The sequence below is a fragment of the Serratia sp. HNCC26DJ244 genome (assembly GCF_057180565.1).
Map to the genome: position 1 here is coordinate 206,683 of NZ_JBXUGO010000002.1, position 17,500 is coordinate 224,182.

Sequence of the window (17,500 nt, forward strand, 5' to 3'; positions counted from 1 at the left end):
AAGTATACTGATGCATCCATTTACTGGTAAATAATCGCAATGGATGCCGACGCAGTAAAAGTCCCTGCTGCCAGTCTCGTATAATCAGACGTTACTGGTGCTGCAGTCAGGGTAAATGTACGGTTACTGCCAGTCCCTGTCATACCATTGGTCGCTGCATAGCCAACACCACTACCTGCTCCCAATAGCAATCTCTTATTTGCATCAATCCCAGTACCTTGATAAAGCGCAATACCCAATGCAGTCTGGTTGGTGGCTAAAATATTACTTGGTGCAGCTTGCCCGGTCATTACTGTACCGCCAATCAGCACGTAAGGTGTACCAACGCTATAGGGGCAATTAAGTGTAATGGCTTGGGTCACTGCATTGATACCTGGGCTGGCAATAGTGCTGACCCTTTGAATCTCCATCGATGGAAAAACAATAGAAATATCAGTATTGTTATTGACTACGCAATTAGGGATAATCAGAGTTCCGCTAAATTTCAGGTCCACTGCACTTGCCTGAAATGATATGCAGAATGCACTGGCATAAATCATTTTTTTCAAAATATTTTTCTGTTTCATGATGATATCAACTCATTGGTAAGATAGTTCAAATTGTACTGTTGCCATATAAACACCCGGGGCAACACTCCTGTTTTGTACAGCCTCAGATGTGGCCTGAACAAAAGCTTTAAAAGGTAATCTGACCTGATCACTGTTTACTAAGAGACCCTGGCCGGTGACCGTACCTATTGGTAGTAATGTTTGCCCATCGGTATCAATAATCCCGATAGCCAGTTTTCCCGCATTATTGCCTTGCACCGCGACATAACCAGGTAATGCTGATTCAGTTGTTCCGCGAAATGTGACTTTAACCAGTTTACCCAACGTACTGGCATAGCAATGAACCAGGTTAATGGCGAACGCTACACTAGGTGTCTTGGCAGGTAATACCCAAAAATCACGATATGGTCGTGTAGGAAATATTACTTCTTGCTGCAGGCTGTCGTTATCAATGGTACAAGGGCGATCAAATAATTCACCGCTGAATTGCATTTGACTATTGCTTTCGGCGTGGGCAGGTGAGAGGCTCAACATCAATATAGCCAATCCAGCCATGATAAATTTTATTACCCTTGCACTATATTGCATAAATACCTCGCGCACTTATTTTATTCAGATTTCAGAGCAGCCCTTGGTGGTCTACCTCCTGACTGATTTTTATTTTGGTTGCTAACCAATAGCAACTTGAGCAAACAGTAGTAGCTGTTTTTATGTTGTAATAACGTAAATCCCCCTCTACCTTTGATGGTTATCTACTTTGCTTTTATTACAACTATTTCAATGCTTTTAATATCAGCTGATATAATATGAAAACTTCTTTTTTTGTATCAATCCGCTAATATCCATTAGTTAACAACCTGTTAAAGGATAACATTACCCTTTAAGCACGGTACAACGTGCAGCACTACAGCTGAATTTTAAAACTGGGCGGCCACCGTAGTCATCAATATAAGTTAGATGCGGGTTGGAGTAACTGCCTGATTTTACATTCATATTAGACTTTGGGGCTAACATGACTGACTGAAACTCACCCTCGTCAGCCTCTTTTTTACTGTTACCCATGCCAATGACTGTAATGTAGTAAGGTGTTGGGTTTTCAATACGGTATCCATCAGCCACTTTATTTAATACTAACTGATCCTGCCAGACAGTATTTGGTGCAGTCATAATGGACTTTGGCCGATAGAATAATTTTATCTTGGTCTGTAGTGCTATTTGTAGCACGTTCGCCTTTTCACTTTTTGGTGGAATTTCACGCAGGTTAAAATAAAACAGTGACTCCCTGTCTTGAGGTAATTGACTGATCTCTGGTGTCGAGATAACCCTGATTGCTGCTTTTTCTTGCGGTTCAAGGCGTTGTACCGGCGGTGTTACCAGCAATGGACCAGTTGTTATTTTAACTTGTTTTTCATCTTCCAACCATGTTTGAGCCAGATAGGGTAACTGGCTATTATCATTAGATATGTTGACTGAAACGGATTTTTCTCCACCATCAAAAACGACCCGTGTACGATCCAATGAAATTGCCGCATTGGCTGCAGGCCCTAGCGCGATCCCCCCAGCTATGATTAATAGAATGCTAGTGATACTTGATACTTTTGACATAAAAACTCCACATAAAGATTCAGTCTTGCAAAATAGAGATTAATTTTGATGCAAACAGGGACTAGTGATAAAGTCTCCTCTTTCCATTACTCTGCTGGCATAGTGATAATATCCCGGCAGGGTAGTAACAGTTGTTTTCCTTCAACGACGTCGTTAGGAATAGTTATCTGACATTTCTGTTTATTATCCCAAGATACGTTCAGTGTTTCGCCAGCGGCGATGCCACTCAACCAAGCTAGGCCATCTTCGCTGACAATGCCTAGTTCGCTGCCTGCACTATTGTTGACACTGGCACCAAATGGCGGATAACTATTATCTGAAAGCCGCAATACAGCAAACAGGCGTATCCCCTTTAACACCTCAAATTTCCTGTAGCCCACCGCACCTTCAGTTAGTACTGATTCTACTGTCGTTCGTTTGGCTTCCATATTATCGGGTAGCTTGTCCAAATCTACTGAGGTCAGGTTACGTTGGTAACTACTGATGTTGCTGACTACGCCGATTCCCCAACGGTTAGTTTTAACTCGGCTTCCATCAATGGGTACACCCGCGATACCATCAGTATCGACCAAGAGCCGGGTTCCACCATTGATACCACCACTGTGCAGTGCGGCACCTTTAGTGGTGACTGTTGCCCCACCGGTGAGATTAATACCGGCCGCGACATAGTTGTCTTCGACATAGGTCATATTACCTGCGACGCTGACTAACGGACTGCTATGAGTGTAATAGCCACTAAACTGTGACTGAGTATTTTGTTCACCACCGGAATTAACCCCGGCATTAACATTATAGCTATCCAGCCCCCCATTAACGGTTGAGCTATATCCTACCGTTTGTGTATAGCGGTCATTGTTTTTGCTGCCATTATAGCTAATATACCCACTACCAAGTGGCATTGATAATCGAAAGAATAGGGCGTTATTATTGGCAGTCTGATATTTGGTACGTGATGCAGACATCCCCAATGAAACGTTCTTAAAGCCAAAGATATCAAAATAGCGGTTAACATTTAATGCATAATAGTTAGAAATCCCTTGATCCCAAAAGGTTTGATAGCTGTATTGCAGGTTGACCGAAGTCTGCAAGGATTCAAAATTTTTATTTAACGTGATCGTATACTGTTCTTTCTCTTGCCCGAAACTGTTATCACGGTAACGATTATCCAGATACTGTTGCATCGTCAGATAACCTTTTTCAGAAAAACGATAGCCAGCAAAGGTGATATCGGTATTCGCCTGATCAAAGAATTTGGAGTAACTAAACCGCCATGATTTCCCTTGTTTATTACCATGCTCAGGTAAGTTAGCCAGAGATTGTGTGACATCTGCAGATAATGTGCCCAATAGGTTCATGTCACGCCCAAGCCCGAGCGCGATAGCATGATATTCCCCTGCTTCTATCCCTCCCCCGTACAGGGACCAACTGTTGCTTATCCCCCAGGAAGCTTCACCACTGAGAAATGCCGGTCCCTCAAGTTCGTGATTATTCACGCGGGAGCGCCCACCAAAGAGTTTATAGCGCACCTGGCCTGGACGTGTGAGGTAAGGAACATAGGCAGTATCAACAGTAAAGGTTTTCTTCTGTCCCGTTTGTTCTAGTATCTCAACATCCAGCCGACCCCGCACAGAACTGTCCAGATCTTGAATGGTAAATGGCCCCGCAGGTACGGTACTGTCATAAAGCACTCTTCCCTGTTGTGAAATAATCACACGGGCATTGGTGTCCGCAATTCCTGATACTTGTGGAGCATAGCCACGTAGTTTAGGGGGGAGCATCCGGTCATCGCTGGTCAGGCTTGCTCCGGTATACAACCAGCTACTGAAAATATCTGAGCTAAGATAGTTTTCTCCCAGCATTAACATGGCGCGTAATTGCGGCAATGAGCGATAGGCATAATAACGACTCCAATCAAAGGTGTTTTGGTTACCCACACCTTGATTACCTCGGTAATTACTACTGTAATTACCTTGGTAATCAGCTCGTAAACGCCATGGTCCAATATTTGCGCCAGTTGTACCGTTATAGCTTACATTTTCTCTGTTTGCTTCGGATTTATTTTTAGTGCTATCGGCATTGATATTATAATCAAACAGTAAGGCTGGGATACCCTCTTCCCAACGAGAAGGAGGTAACCAAGACTGGTCAGAATATTCCAACCATATTTGTGGCATATTCACCAATAATAGACTATCTGCCATATTGGTACTTAACTCAAAGCCTTTTAGCGCACTAAAATCGGCACATTGCCCTTGATGCCAGTAGGTCACCTTTTTTAATGCCACCTCTGTTAATCCCATTTTTTCTACAATTTCAGCAGAAAGACAGGGCTGAGGTAACACAGTCGTGGGTTCTTTTTCAGAATTCTCACTTTCTTCACCATTTTTATCTCTCTCAATAAACTCTATCGAGACGCTACCGGGGGTTATTGCTTGTTTGTTTAGTTGTATCTGCAGCGGATAGGTTCCCGGAAGAACATAGCCCTTTTGAGAAAACCTCGAAAAATCAATGTTTTCCCTATCGCTCGTATCCAGTACATCGGTATTAAACTCAATGGCATAGGCGCTATCCTGAGATGATAAAAAAAACATAAAAACCGTAATGTTTCTGATGAAAGAATTTATTTTTATCATTTTAACTAACCAATAACCGACGGGTGTTGATTGTAAAGTGAGCTATAGGAGTCTTGATCTTTGATGCGGTTTTTTATGATTTCTTAAAAGTCATGGCTTTAAATGACTATATTCATATCATTGCTTATGGCGACTCCATCGCCCACGGTATTTCTTGGCAATTCTTGCCCTTGGCTGAATGCAACTTGGAATATAAAGCAAGCGAATATAAATATTTATTGATAATTTACTTTGAATTTCAATGCAAAATTATAATGTCCGCTATGTACAATATTTTCACTGTTAGTTAAGTACACTTTATAATCCAACTCCTTTTCATTTTTACCTAATACTTGAGGCGGTAATGGGATACCAGAAGAAGCCCAACTTCCTCTACTATCCTGTATCTTGAGGTCAATGCCAGTGGCGGCATCGCTACTGTTAGTAATATCTACTCTTTCCCATTCAAAGAGAATTTCGATTAAGTGGCCTGTATAGTCATCTTTCCCTAACTCACAACCGGTCATTCTCAGCTTTAGTACTTTCTCTGGTAGTGAAGGTATACTTTGCAATTCACTTATAGGGGTGACCCCCATATCAATGGTCTGATAATTATCATCCATCGCCAGATTACAGGCAGATGCAATAACAACTCCTGAAAAAGTAGCCCGACCAATGGCAAATTTATTTTTGCTTGTTACATCAATAAACGGACTCGCTGTATTGGTGAGCGGGATATCCGTCGCTGCGATGTTTGAACCGCCATACAAGCAAAAACTGATTAATACTAATGTTGTTTTTAAATGCATGGATTAGCCAATAGTTATATAAGTAGGCCTATATCTATCCCTTTCAAGTTGAAGAAAGTATTATTCGCTCCCTCCATGGAGCGCGTAACTCGTTACACCTTGAGATAGCTAGCTATATTACCCGCTTTATTATATAAATTTCATAATAATTTTGAGGGGTTATTGATACGCCAAGCTGAAGTTAGCCGTTGCATTGAACTCACCAGCGGTTACAGTTGCAACATCAGCCGCTTTGGCCACTGCGCCAAAAGTGAATTGGTTTGAGTTATCCTGCAGAACCATCGGTGCACTGGCGGAACCATCAAAGGAGATCTCGGCACCGGATTGTTGAGAGGTCAACACAATACCCACACCCGTACCGCCAGTTGTACCCAACATAGCTGGTTTACCCTGTACTGTTCCACCGGTAAAACTGACTGTTACTGTGCCATTTTTTCCACCCTGAACGAAGCTGGTGATATCGCAGTTAATCAATTCTATCTTGAAGTTTTTGGTGGGAGAAACACCACCCGCTTTCAGGTTTGCCAAGTTCAGTTGACCAAAATCAACGACTTGATCGGCAGAATCAGAGGTAATACCGCAAGGCGCATCGATAACGGTACCTTTAAACTGTACGGTTCCTGAACCCTGATCGGCTGCTTGAGCGGTCAGTGCAGTTAATGAGAGGGTCAAGATGCCAGTAGCTAATGCAATTTTAGACAGTTTCATTTACAACATTTCCTTATACTATAGAGGATATTTTATTCCTGAAGTTAGTATGGTTTCCCATACTAAACATCTCCACGCCAAGTGAGCTAAAACACATCTTTTATTAACCAAAAGCCAAGCTAATAACGTGTTTTCCAATGGGGATTCCATAGAGGTATCCCCATTGGAAAATGTGCATTTAAAAATAATCAGTTTAAAAAAAGTGTTGAGATATCTTTCGGTAACAGTGACCTGATTTCTGCGCTTATCCTAGTGTTTCTTTTTATTGAAAGTAACCCACGCATCATGGGGTGTTTTTTATTCACTTTCATCTATCTTTATCTTAAATCTTCACTTTCATGGTTTAATGTTCTGAATTTATTATTTCAATCAGACTTAAATCTGCATGATTGGTTTTTTCATGGGGAGTGAATTATTGTGAAGAAAGACGGTTTTTGGAACAAATCACCTAAGCGGGTGGGTATATTTATCTTGGCGATTGGAATCAAGAATTCTTGTTTTATTAAGGTGGTAAAGAGCTGGCTGTAGCATGTTTATTAATCGTTTGCGGAGCTATCATCTCATCATAAATTTATTGCCTGGCGTGGGGGGACTGGTTATTACCCTAAAACATTTCCTAGCTGGAAGATCGGTAAATACATGGCGATAACCAGGGTCCCGACAATCCCGCCGACTATCATCAGCAGCATGGGTTCCAGTGTTTGAGCTAGTGTATCGGCGAGTTCATGGGTTTGCTGTTCATGCCAAAGCGCCAGTTTGCCTAGCAGGGTATCTAACGTACCGGATTCTTCACCTACACGAACTAACTGCTGGCATAAAGAAGGGAATAACGGTTGTTGCGCGAGTGCTCGATGAAAAGGCGTCCCCTGACTGAGTTGTTGTTCAATAGATTCCAGTGCTTGGCGGTAGAATATATTGTTTACTGACAACATAGCAGCATTCAGACCAGCAATCAGGGTTAGCCCTGCTTGTTGTGTCATTGCCAGAATATGAAATATCTGGCTCAGGTAGTTCCCCTTGATCAAGGATGAAATCAATGGAACACGTAATAAAAGCGCTTGTTCCCGCCGCTGCCACTGTGTCAATGGATGTAGTCGGCGCAGATAAAACCCGATGATCCCCACCAGCATACTGAGTAGATAAGGCCCGACATCAACCAATAAATCAGAGAGTGACAGTAACCCTTGAGTAAACCAGGGAAGGGGAGCATCAAAGGATTGGTACACTTTAGCGAATTCTGGTAGCACCATAACCAGCATCAGGATGCTGACCAGCAGGGCAATCAAGCAGATAAACAGTGGATAACGCAGCGCTTTCAGGACTTTTTTGTGCAATTTTTGCTGAATTTCCTGCTGTTTTGCCAGTTGCAGGCAACAATGATCCAGGTTTCCGGTCATTTCACCGATAGCGATAAGTTGGTGATAGATTAAGGGGAAAATATTGTGCTGCTCTGCGAGGACGGTAGATAAAGGTTGTCCGGCCGCCACTTTATCGCTTATTTCTGTTAGCAGACAGCGCCAGGCTGCAGATTGATGCTCCACAGCTAACAAGCGCAGACTATTAACCAACGGCAACCCTGCTTGTAACAAGGTTGCCAATTGGCGGGTAAACTGGATCATCGGTTCGCCATGCCATTGTTTGGCAGGAACTCGCTGGCCCGCACTGACTTGGTATGGCTGCAGATTTTGTGCCAGCAGTTGCTGATACACTTGGTGCTTTCCGGTAGCCATAAATTCGCCGTGTTGTATTACTCCATGGCTGTCAATCGCTTGCCAACGATAGAGACGTCGCCCAGTCATGCTGCGCTCTCTGGGGAGGTGAGTACGCCAACTACGCGATATATTTCTTCCAGTGAGGTGATGCCCTGCTCAACCAGTGCCAGGCCAGCTTGCAGTAGTGTGATTTGCCCTTGTTGCTGGGCGATCTCCGCTAGTTGTATTACCGAGGCATTGTGCATCAGGGCATTTTGCACTTCTGGCGTGATATTGAGTAACTCATAGATACCAATACGGCCGTAATATCCGCCAAAACAGTGTTCGCAACCGGTAGCACACCAAGGAATAAGAGGAGCGGATCTGATCGTTGCCGGGAAATGGATACTATCGGTTTGCGGATGGCGACAATGTGAGCATAAGCGGCGCACCAAGCGTTGGGCAATCACCAGCTTCAAGCTGGCAGCCAGTAGATAACCCGGTATCCCCATTTGGGTCAGGCGCGTCAAGGTTTCACAAGTAGAATTAGTATGGAGGGTTGAGAGAACTAAATGCCCTGTTTGTGCGGCTTTTACGGCGATTTCGGCGGTTTCTTGGTCACGGATTTCGCCGATCATGATGACATCAGGGTCCTGCCGTAACAACGCTCGCAATACACGCGCGAAATCGAGATCGGTTTTGCTGTTGACTTGTGTCTGGTTGATGCCAAATACCGGGATTTCAATGGGGTCCTCCACACTGCACAAATTACTCTGCGTGTCATTTAATTGGCGTAGGGCGCTATAGAGTGTCACGGTTTTACCGCTGCCAGTGGGGCCAGTTACCAGGATCATCCCTTGCGGATGGGACAGGGCATGGGCAAAAAAGCCAAGGGCTTCCTGACTCATACCGAGCTGTTCGAGAGGTAATTCCTGGCGGTCTGTTTGCAAGATCCTCAACACCACTTTTTCGCCATGTAGTGTTGGCAAGGTGGAGATACGCATTGAAAAGCTACTGTTGTCCAGTTGTACATTAAGTTGGCCATCTTGTGGCAGACGGCGTTCTGCTATATCCAGTTGCCCCATCACCTTCAATCTGGCGATAACCTGTGCTGCCAATAGGATGGGCGCTGAAGCAATAACCTGTAAAACACCATCGATTCTCAACCTGACGCGAAATGCTTGCGGGTAGGGTTCAAAATGCACATCAGAGGCACGTCGCTGTATTGCACTACGTAGAGTTTGATTAATAAATTGTATGGCTGGTGTCTCACTGGTGTCATTAAGTGAGGCGGCTGGTTCCCCACTGTGTTCCGGCAGTGGTAGCGGGGAATTGGCGGGCCATGCGTGTTGTGTCTGCTCCAGTCGGGCGAGGGGCCATTGTTCAATTTCAATGTTTTTACCGGTAGCGAAGCGTAGAGCCTGCACCAGCGCGGAGGGGATCTCACCATGCAGGGCGACAGTCAGTTTCTGTTCATCTTCACTGAGTGCCAAGGCCTGATAATGCTGGCATAACGCGTGGATTTCGCTATTGATTTCCATAACTCAGCCCTCATTCACGGGTATTATCAAAGCGCAGAACTTCCTGACACGCCTCCAGCAAATTGCTGTTTTCACTGTTGCATTGGCGTGTCCATTGTAGTGAGCCGGTTGAAGTGACAGTTGGGGTCAGTGTGGCCGTCAGCCCTTGCAAACTCTGAGAGCCAACGAGATTAATTACCCCCTGTTGCACCTGAATACGGCTGATATAACGTGATGCAGTTCCGGTAGGGATCCCCTTCTTGCCTTCATCGCACCCGGTCAGGCCGCCACCTTCAAGAGCGCATAATTCGACGGCCATTTTATAGGGCGCCATAGTCTGCAGCATGTCTGTCATGGCCGCTTTCTGGATATAACGCTGATAGGCTGGAATGCCAATTGCACTGAGTATGGCGATAATGGCGATCACCACCATAAGTTCGATGAGTGTAAAACCCTGTTGTTTTTCCATCAGTTGTGTCCTCCGTAGTTATTGGAGGACAACGTTAAAACGGTAATTGATAGGTAGCGAGAGGGGAATGGTTATTATGCGCAGCCTATCCAGCACAATAAGGTGGTATTACCGATTGTTGAAAAAGAATGCGCGGTGTTTCACAACCCAGAAACCAGCCCAGGCGCTCTTTAGGTTATCGCTGAGCCAGTTAAGTCTGAGCTATGCCAGTTGCCGGGGGCTAGATTACGAGGCCCATTTCTGGACCTCACCTAAAGAGGCACCTTTGCTGTACAACGAGATGTCAATATTATCCGAACTTTCAATGAACTAGAGTCATGATGAGCGTTGAAGAAGCCGGAAATTATTTAAATCTCATCGAGAGATCAAGTGCGGTAACATGTTTGGTTAATGCGCCCACGGATATGTAATCCACACCGGTTTCGGCGAACAGGTGCAATGTTTTTTCTGTGACGTTGCCAGAAATTTCCAGTTGTATACGCCCTTGTGCTAGCGCGACTGCTTCACGCATCATTTCAATGCTGAAATTGTCCAGCATAACGATATCAGCCCCGGCATCCAGCGCCTGTTGAAGTTCGTCCAACGATTCCACTTCTACTTCCACCGGAACATCTGCGTGCAGCGAGAAGGCTTGTTCTATTGCATTCTTAATTGAGCCACAGGCGATAATGTGGTTTTCCTTGATCAGAAAAGCATCCGAGAGACCCAACCGATGATTGTTGCCCCCACCACATAACACCGCATATTTCAGTGCGCTGCGCAGGCCCGGTAATGTTTTCCGCGTATCCAACAGGCGGGTTTGTGTACCTTGCAACAGTTTTACATAATGGTGCGTGGTAGTTGCGACACCAGAAAGTGTTTGTACAAAGTTCAAGGCGGTACGTTCGCCGGTCAGCAATATTCGTGCTGGACCAGTCAATTGGCATAAAGGTTGGTTGGCGATCAGTAGATCGCCATCTTCTACCAGCCAGATGATATTGACCTGCCCACCTAATTGGAAAAACACCTCTTCCAGCCAGCGACGACCACAAAAGATGCCCGCTTCACGGGTGATAACGGTGGCTTCGGCCTGTTTATCGGCAGGTAACAGTTGTGCGGTGATATCGCGCTCGGCATCGATAACTCCACCCAAATCTTCACGCAATGCCTGGGCGACGGTAGCGGGAATATCGCTGTTAATACGTTGAAATAGCAGGGAACGACGGCTGTCGGCACTGTAGCGGCGTGTCGGCATAGAAAACTCCGAAATCGGCAGAAGGATAGCAAATGCTCATGCTACTCTGTTTTTTGGCCCTGCGCCAGCGGGGCGTTATCATTAATATCAATAGGTTAGAAAGGAAAGGTGACACTAAAAAGTGCTAACTATTGCCAGGGTGTGGATAATACGTGGGTCTTCTATGGCCTAATGGTCTTGATATTGGTTACGGACGATTGATGTAACAGCTAGGGGGGCGTGGGTTTCCGGCTGATAGGTAACAAGCGGCGAGTTTGCAATTTATTGTGTAAAGGATCTAACTTGGGTCTAAAGAGTGATTCGCCAAATGCTTTACTTGAAAGAGTGACGGAAAATAAGCGGGAAGGATTGCGTGCGTTATTCATTGAGTAGAGCTTTGCAGGATGATGCTTTTATGAGCTATGATGGCGCCATATTTTACGGAGTCCATACTATGCGCAAGCTCAAAAAAAATAAGGTCGCTTACATGGCTGCCGCGATGGCGCTAGCAATGGCCCCTGTGCCTGCCAGTGCGCTGGGGTATAACGATATTGCTCTACACCCGTTTGACACAAGTACGACATTACAGGCGTTGCCCGGTTCGGTTGCGTACTTGCCTATAAGTGATGCAATCATCTATCTTCGAGCTATGACGGAACGCCTTCATTTCCATCTGACAAATATTCGCTCTGAATGGGAAGAAAAACAGATCCCGATCGCTATAGAGAATCAAAGCCCATTTGTGCAGAAACATTTGGTACGTGAATTAGGCAAGCGCATTGTTATAGCTAAGAAATTTGTCGATGCGGTAAAACAGGCCTTGGATGAAATTGAAGGTGATGACGATTTACGTCAAGAGATCATTACTTTTGGACGTGCCGCTGCAAGCCTTCGTTATACCGCCGAAGACTTTTTATCATTTATTGAACAAACTCATCCGCCAAAGAACGCAGGTTCTGAACTGATTAACGCCAGTGATGGTGAGGTGAAAGCCATGATCCGTGCAGAGCATGTATCTTTAGGGCTGGATACCCCTTCATTTGATCGGGCGGTGTAATGGCTACCGTTTCAATTCACCCTAGCGTTGAGCACCCAGCAGTAGCTACCCAGTACGCTCAGGCTTTACAGAATTGGAAGAATAGTAATGTATTACAGCCATTTTTGGGGAGCGAGGGACAATGGGAGCAGAACCGGAAGCTATGCGCCTCATTTGTTTACAAAATTCATATTCGTCTACCGAGTGATCCACCGTGGCTTTCGGGAACACCAATGGCGGCAAGGAAGTCTGATAACTACCTGGTATACACTCGGCATTGGTGCCGTGAGGATGAATACCAAGTTATCAGTATTATGAGTCCTGAAGCCCACGAAATGGCAAAAACGTCATTTCTGGTTGAGTTAGAGCGGAGAGCCGAACAATTCCAGAATACTTAAACCAGTTTTGAGGCTGGTTTTTTATCCCCAAAGAAAAGCCCCGACATTGAACTGACCCCATAAATTTGGATGCTTTTGAATTAAATCCCTTTAATATCAATTTATTAATTTCACTTTTCGGAATCATGCTACTCTGTTGTTAGAGTAAGTACCACAGCAAGCATTATACTCAAGTTCACTTGAGTGGCAGGTTGGCGTTAAGTGAAGAGGGTAATATAGGTATCCTCTGCTCGAAACTTGCAGAGTAATGAGAATTTAACCGAGAGAAGGTGAGGATGAGCTGATGACGCTGTTTACGCTATTACTGGTTTTGGCGTGGGAACGTCTATTTAAACAGGGTGAGCACTGGCAATTGGATCACTATCTTGACGTAGTGTTTCAGCGTCAGCATCGTTTCTCCTTGTTGCGGACGCTGGTGATGGCCTTGGCCTGGATGGCTTTAGTATGGGCTATCTTATGGCTGTTACGGGGCCTGCTGTTTGGCGTCGTTTCATTACTGTTGTGGATAGCGATTGGCCTGTTGTGCGTGGGGGCCGGGGCGATACGTCAACATTATCGAGCCTATCTGCAGGCTGCGCAGCAAGGAGATAGCCATGCCAGTGATCAGATGGCGGAAGAGTTGTCACTGATTCATGGTTTGCCGGTGAATGGGAGCGTAGAAGAGCGCCTGCGTGAACTACAGAATGCCTTGCTATGGATTAACTACCGTTATTATCTGGCACCGCTGTTCTGGTTTGTGGTGTGCGGGCCTTATGGGCCAATCGCCTTGGCGGGATATGCATTTCTGCGGGCTTATCAAACCTGGTTGGCCCGCCATCATTCGCCACTGGAGCGTTCTCAGGCGGGGATAGAATCCTTACTACATTGCCTGGATTGGATCCCGGTACGTCTGGCGGGGGTGGTTTATGCCTTGTTGGGGCACGGTGAAAAGGCATTGCCTGCGTGGTTTGCTTCGTTGTGGGACCGTCACACTTCACAGTATCAAGTATTGACACGTTTGGCGCAGTTTTCGCTGGCGCGCGAACCTCATACCGATCCCGTACAGACACCGCGTGCAGCCGTGTTGTTAGCGCGCAAGGTCACACTGTTTGTGGTGGTTGTGGTGGCGTTGCTGACAATTTACGGCGCATTGCTGTGAGGATTGGCAGCAAGATCTTGTCAGCATGCAGAAATGACGGGCGCTAGGCGCCCGTAAGAGGATTACAGTTTGGCGAAACAACGGCGCGCAGCATCGATGGTGCGCTGGATGTCTTCATCACTATGGGCAATAGACATAAACCCGGCCTCAAAGGCTGAGGGGGCCAGATAAACCCCTTCATCCAGCATCAGGTGGAAAAAGTGTTTAAAGCGCTCGACATCGCACTTCATCACATCCTGATAGCAGGTGACGCTTGGCGCATCGGTAAAGAACAGACCAAACATGCCCCCCACGTGATTGACAACTAATGGGATATTCTGATCTTTTGCCGCGTGCAACAGGCCGTTTGCCAACTTGGTGGTTAATTCGGTCAGTGTCTGGTGAACACCTACTTGTGCCACCTCGTTCAGACAGGCGAAGCCCGCGGCCATAGCAATCGGGTTACCCGACAATGTACCGGCCTGATACACCGGGCCTGTAGGGGCTAACGCCTCCATCACCTCACGGCGGCCACCAAAAGCACCTACTGGCATTCCCCCACCAATAATCTTGCCCAGGCAGGTCAGGTCCGGTTCCACCTCATAGTAAGCTTGAGCCCCGGCGAGTGCGACACGGAAACCGGTCATCACCTCATCAATAATCAATAGTGCACCATATTGGTCACATAACGCGCGCAAACCGGGTAGAAACTCAGGCAACGGCGGAATACAGTTCATATTGCCAGCGACCGGTTCAACGATGATACAGGCAATCTCGGCCGGATATTGTTCAAATGCGCGACGTACAGAATCGAGGTCGTTATAGGTGCAGGTCAAGGTGTGCTTGGCAAAGTCTGCAGGTACACCTGGTGAATTGGGTTGACCCAAGGTTAACGCGCCGGATCCCGCTTTTACCAGCAGGCAGTCGGCGTGCCCATGGTAACAGCCTTCAAACTTGATGATTTTGTCACGGTGGGTATAGCCACGAGCCAGTCGGATGGCGCTCATGGTCGCTTCAGTGCCAGAGTTCACCATACGAACCATATCCATCGTTGGTACCAGATTGGTGACCAATTCCGCCATTTTGACTTCCATTTCCGTGGGGGCACCGAAGCTCAAGCCACGTTGTGCTGCTTCGATGACGGCGTTACGGATTGCGGGATGGTTGTGGCCTAATACCATTGGCCCCCAGGAACCGACATAATCGATATAAGCTTTACCGTCGACATCAAACAGATAAGCGCCATCAGCATGTGCGATAAACAGCGGGGTACCACCTACACCGGTGAATGCACGCACTGGGGAGTTAACTCCACCTGGGATTAACTGTTGCGCCTGGGCGTACAGACTTTCGGACTTACTGTGTAGGCTCATAAACAACTTGCTCCTGAGTTTATATTTGGATGATTTGACCCGGTTATTGTATAGAATAGTTGGCTTAGGTATGGGTACTATTTTTCACTTCGATAATGAATAACTCATTATGTCTGAATTTCCGCTGCAATCTCCAGTAACAACGAAACCACGTTTGAGACGTTGTGACAAAGTTCGCCTGTTTATGCGTCAGGATAAAACCCCTGTTCTTATCATGGCGGCAAGGGTGGGGAACGCTAGCTGGGGGAAACAGCGAGATAGAATGCGACAAATTAGTGAATACTTGAATGCAACACTCAGGTATTATACTCAGGTTTATCGAGTTGTAGCCGACAACCTTGACGCTTGAATGGCGACAGGTAGCGATAATTGAAGATATTGATCAGGTATCCTTGGCATCCCTGATGCAGAACATGGTTGGGAGTAAAGAGTATGAGCGATGAAGCAGCACTGCCCCTGAAATTTACTGAGGCAGCAGCAAATAAGGTAAAAGACCTGATTGCTGATGAAGAGAATCCAAACCTTAAGTTGCGGGTTTACATTACCGGTGGTGGTTGCAGTGGATTCCAGTATGGTTTCACCTTTGACGATAAGGTCAATGAAGGGGATGCCACGATTGAAATGCAAGGGGTTGAGTTGGTGGTTGACCCGATGAGTCTGCAATATCTGGTGGGTGGGGCAGTGGATTATACCGAGGGGCTGGAAGGTTCCCGCTTTGTCGTGGTTAATCCCAATGCTAAAACCACTTGTGGTTGTGGCTCCTCATTCAGTATTTAATGTTATGTTTGCTCAACACCACAACCCGAATGATGGAGTTACGGTGGCGCCTCAGGGGTTTGCCCCCAGGTTCATTCAAGTTGCAGGCAACGATTTCGCAGCTTGAATGAACACCGGTAGGCCATCTATGGGGGCGTTCGCAGACCAAGAGGTAACTGCCAGACTATTGTTCGATAACTATTGTTCGATAACTACTGTTCGAGAACAAATGCCGGTAATTTCAAATGCCAACGAATTGCTGCCAGGCGGATCCCCAGAGTAATCACCATACCTAGCATCATCGCCTGTTGCAGCGAGATACCAAGGATATAGAACGTGGCGGCGTGCACTGTTCCGCCAATAATGCAGGCGGTGGCATAGACTTCTGTACGTAGGATCATTGGAATTTCACGTGCTAGCACATCGCGGATGATACCGCCACCAACGCCAGTGATAACGCCCATGCAGACAGCCACTAATGGCCCACTACCTGCATCGAAGGCTTTATTGACGCCAATGCCGACAAACACGGCCAGGCCGATGGCGTCCAGTACTGGCAGGATCCACTTAGGTAATCGGCGTGGCTGACGTACCAGTAGTAGCGTCAACACACAGGTGAGCATGGCCACTATCAGATCGGTAGGATCTTTTACCCAGAACACCGGGCCATTAGCTAATGCCATATCACGGATTGTTCCGCCGCCGATGGCCGTTACCACCCCCAGCACCAACACGCCAAAAGGATCCATCCGCAGCTTACCGGCCAGTAATACTCCCGAGATAGCGAACACCGCAGTGCCAAGAATATCTAACCATAACATCAGGTTATACCCTATCATCAGTGAATCTCCGCCAATTGACTACATAACGATTGCGCCGCCAATACGATGCGTGGTCCGGCGCGGCTAAACCAATCTTCATCTAACGCGATAACCGGCACGGCCAATTGTGGGGCCCAAAAAGCTTTCACATTGGCGATTTGCTGTGGGCTACCGCTAATGACGATGGCTTGTGGTTTTCTCACCAGTACCTGCTCACGGCTGATTTGTGGCCAAGGGACTCGGCTATCTGCAAAGATATTCTCTGCACCACACAAAGAGAGCACCTGACTTTGCAGTGTAGCCGCAGAACTGGTGAACAATGGCTGGGTACCGAATTGCAACAAGACCCGAGGGGAAGGATTATTGGCATAGCGGGCTTTCAGTTCTGCGACTTGCTGGCGGATCGCTTGTGCTGCTTGATGGGCCAGCTGTGGATGAGGGCTGTACTGGGCCAGGGCATCCAGCGAGTGAGCGATGTCATCAATATTTTTTGCATCTGCATAGAAAATAGGGATGCCGAAAGCGGCGAATTGATCCAGTACCCGCTGGGGAGTACTGCCACGCCATGCCAAGATCAAGTCCGGCTTTAACGCCAACACCCGTTCCACATTGACCCCTTGCCAAGAAGCTACCTGTTCCAGTTTTTGGGCTTCTGGGGGGTAATCGGAATAGGCACTGACAGCCAGCAAGGTATCACCCATGCCCGCCGCATAAGCGAGTTCAGTGGTGCTGGGTGCCAGGCTGATAACACGCTGAGCAGCATGAATGGGTAACACTGCCCAGCAAACCAGCCAGCATAACAGGATGGAGAAACGCGCTTTCAC

At 46.7% G+C, this 17,500-nt stretch carries 17 protein-coding genes; 4 read left to right on the forward strand and 13 right to left on the reverse strand.

The window, feature by feature from the left end:
- Positions 1-20: 20 nt before the first annotated feature.
- From AC2A06_RS02515 to nadC, 10 genes are all read right to left on the reverse strand, one after another.
- A complete protein-coding gene (locus AC2A06_RS02515; RefSeq protein WP_484379250.1) occupies positions 21-566 on the reverse strand; it encodes a fimbrial protein in 546 nt (181 codons plus the stop codon).
- A 12-nt stretch (positions 567-578) separates the two neighbouring features.
- Positions 579-1,082, reverse strand: coding sequence for a fimbrial protein (locus tag AC2A06_RS02520; RefSeq protein WP_473196012.1), 504 nt, complete (start codon positions 1,080-1,082; stop codon positions 579-581).
- 339 nt (positions 1,083-1,421) lie between these two features.
- Positions 1,422-2,153, reverse strand: coding sequence for a fimbria/pilus periplasmic chaperone (locus AC2A06_RS02525; protein WP_473196011.1), 732 nt, complete (start codon positions 2,151-2,153; stop codon positions 1,422-1,424).
- Positions 2,154-2,239: 86 nt separating this feature from the next.
- On the reverse strand, positions 2,240-4,786 hold the full coding sequence (locus AC2A06_RS02530) for a fimbria/pilus outer membrane usher protein (RefSeq protein ID WP_484379251.1): 2,547 nt from the start codon (positions 4,784-4,786) through the stop codon (positions 2,240-2,242).
- A 215-nt stretch (positions 4,787-5,001) separates the two neighbouring features.
- Positions 5,002-5,574 (reverse strand): fimbrial protein, encoded by a 573-nt coding sequence (locus tag AC2A06_RS02535; RefSeq protein ID WP_051791247.1) that lies wholly within the window; start codon positions 5,572-5,574, stop codon positions 5,002-5,004.
- Between the two features lie 159 nt (positions 5,575-5,733).
- Complete coding sequence (locus AC2A06_RS02540) at positions 5,734-6,282, reverse strand: fimbrial protein (RefSeq protein ID WP_023489854.1); 549 nt, start codon at positions 6,280-6,282, stop codon at positions 5,734-5,736.
- 599 nt (positions 6,283-6,881) lie between these two features.
- Complete coding sequence (gene hofC, locus AC2A06_RS02545) at positions 6,882-8,081, reverse strand: protein transport protein HofC (protein WP_473196009.1); 1,200 nt, start codon at positions 8,079-8,081, stop codon at positions 6,882-6,884.
- A complete protein-coding gene (gene gspE, locus AC2A06_RS02550) occupies positions 8,078-9,514 on the reverse strand; it encodes a type II secretion system protein GspE (protein WP_473196008.1) in 1,437 nt (478 codons plus the stop codon). The genes hofC and gspE overlap by 4 nt, the downstream gene beginning before the upstream one ends.
- Positions 9,515-9,524: 10 nt before the next feature.
- Entirely contained in the window at positions 9,525-9,962 is a 438-nt protein-coding gene (gene ppdD, locus AC2A06_RS02555) for a prepilin peptidase-dependent pilin (RefSeq protein WP_473196007.1), read from the reverse strand.
- A 343-nt stretch (positions 9,963-10,305) separates the two neighbouring features.
- Complete coding sequence (gene nadC, locus AC2A06_RS02560; RefSeq protein WP_484379252.1) at positions 10,306-11,196, reverse strand: carboxylating nicotinate-nucleotide diphosphorylase; 891 nt, start codon at positions 11,194-11,196, stop codon at positions 10,306-10,308.
- Between the two features lie 433 nt (positions 11,197-11,629).
- On the opposite strand from nadC, the gene AC2A06_RS02565 reads away from it, so the two are divergent.
- The 3 genes from AC2A06_RS02565 to ampE all read left to right on the forward strand — a co-directional run bounded on the left by AC2A06_RS02565 (position 11,630) and on the right by ampE (position 13,747).
- Positions 11,630-12,232: a hypothetical protein gene (locus tag AC2A06_RS02565; protein WP_484379253.1), complete on the forward strand. Its 603-nt coding sequence runs from the start codon at positions 11,630-11,632 to the stop codon at positions 12,230-12,232.
- Complete coding sequence (locus AC2A06_RS02570; RefSeq protein ID WP_484379254.1) at positions 12,232-12,609, forward strand: type II toxin-antitoxin system YafO family toxin; 378 nt, start codon at positions 12,232-12,234, stop codon at positions 12,607-12,609. The genes AC2A06_RS02565 and AC2A06_RS02570 overlap by 1 nt, the downstream gene beginning before the upstream one ends.
- 283 nt (positions 12,610-12,892) lie before the next feature.
- Complete coding sequence (gene ampE, locus AC2A06_RS02575; protein ID WP_484379255.1) at positions 12,893-13,747, forward strand: beta-lactamase regulator AmpE; 855 nt, start codon at positions 12,893-12,895, stop codon at positions 13,745-13,747.
- Between the two features lie 62 nt (positions 13,748-13,809).
- On the opposite strand, the gene hemL is transcribed toward ampE, so the two are convergent.
- Positions 13,810-15,099 (reverse strand): glutamate-1-semialdehyde 2,1-aminomutase, encoded by a 1,290-nt coding sequence (gene hemL / locus AC2A06_RS02580; protein ID WP_484379256.1) that lies wholly within the window; start codon positions 15,097-15,099, stop codon positions 13,810-13,812.
- Positions 15,100-15,531: 432 nt separating this feature from the next.
- On the opposite strand from hemL, the gene erpA reads away from it, so the two are divergent.
- Entirely contained in the window at positions 15,532-15,876 is a 345-nt protein-coding gene (erpA, locus tag AC2A06_RS02585) for an iron-sulfur cluster insertion protein ErpA (protein ID WP_023489847.1), read from the forward strand.
- A gap of 191 nt (positions 15,877-16,067) precedes the next feature.
- Here erpA and AC2A06_RS02590 read toward each other — a convergent pair whose 3' ends face one another.
- Together AC2A06_RS02590 and btuF are read right to left on the reverse strand one after the other, a co-directional pair.
- Positions 16,068-16,694: a TRIC cation channel family protein gene (locus AC2A06_RS02590; protein WP_023489846.1), complete on the reverse strand. Its 627-nt coding sequence runs from the start codon at positions 16,692-16,694 to the stop codon at positions 16,068-16,070.
- Positions 16,694-17,500 (reverse strand): vitamin B12 ABC transporter substrate-binding protein BtuF, encoded by an 807-nt coding sequence (gene btuF, locus AC2A06_RS02595; protein ID WP_037385950.1) that lies wholly within the window; start codon positions 17,498-17,500, stop codon positions 16,694-16,696. Before btuF ends, AC2A06_RS02590 begins: the two co-directional genes overlap by 1 nt.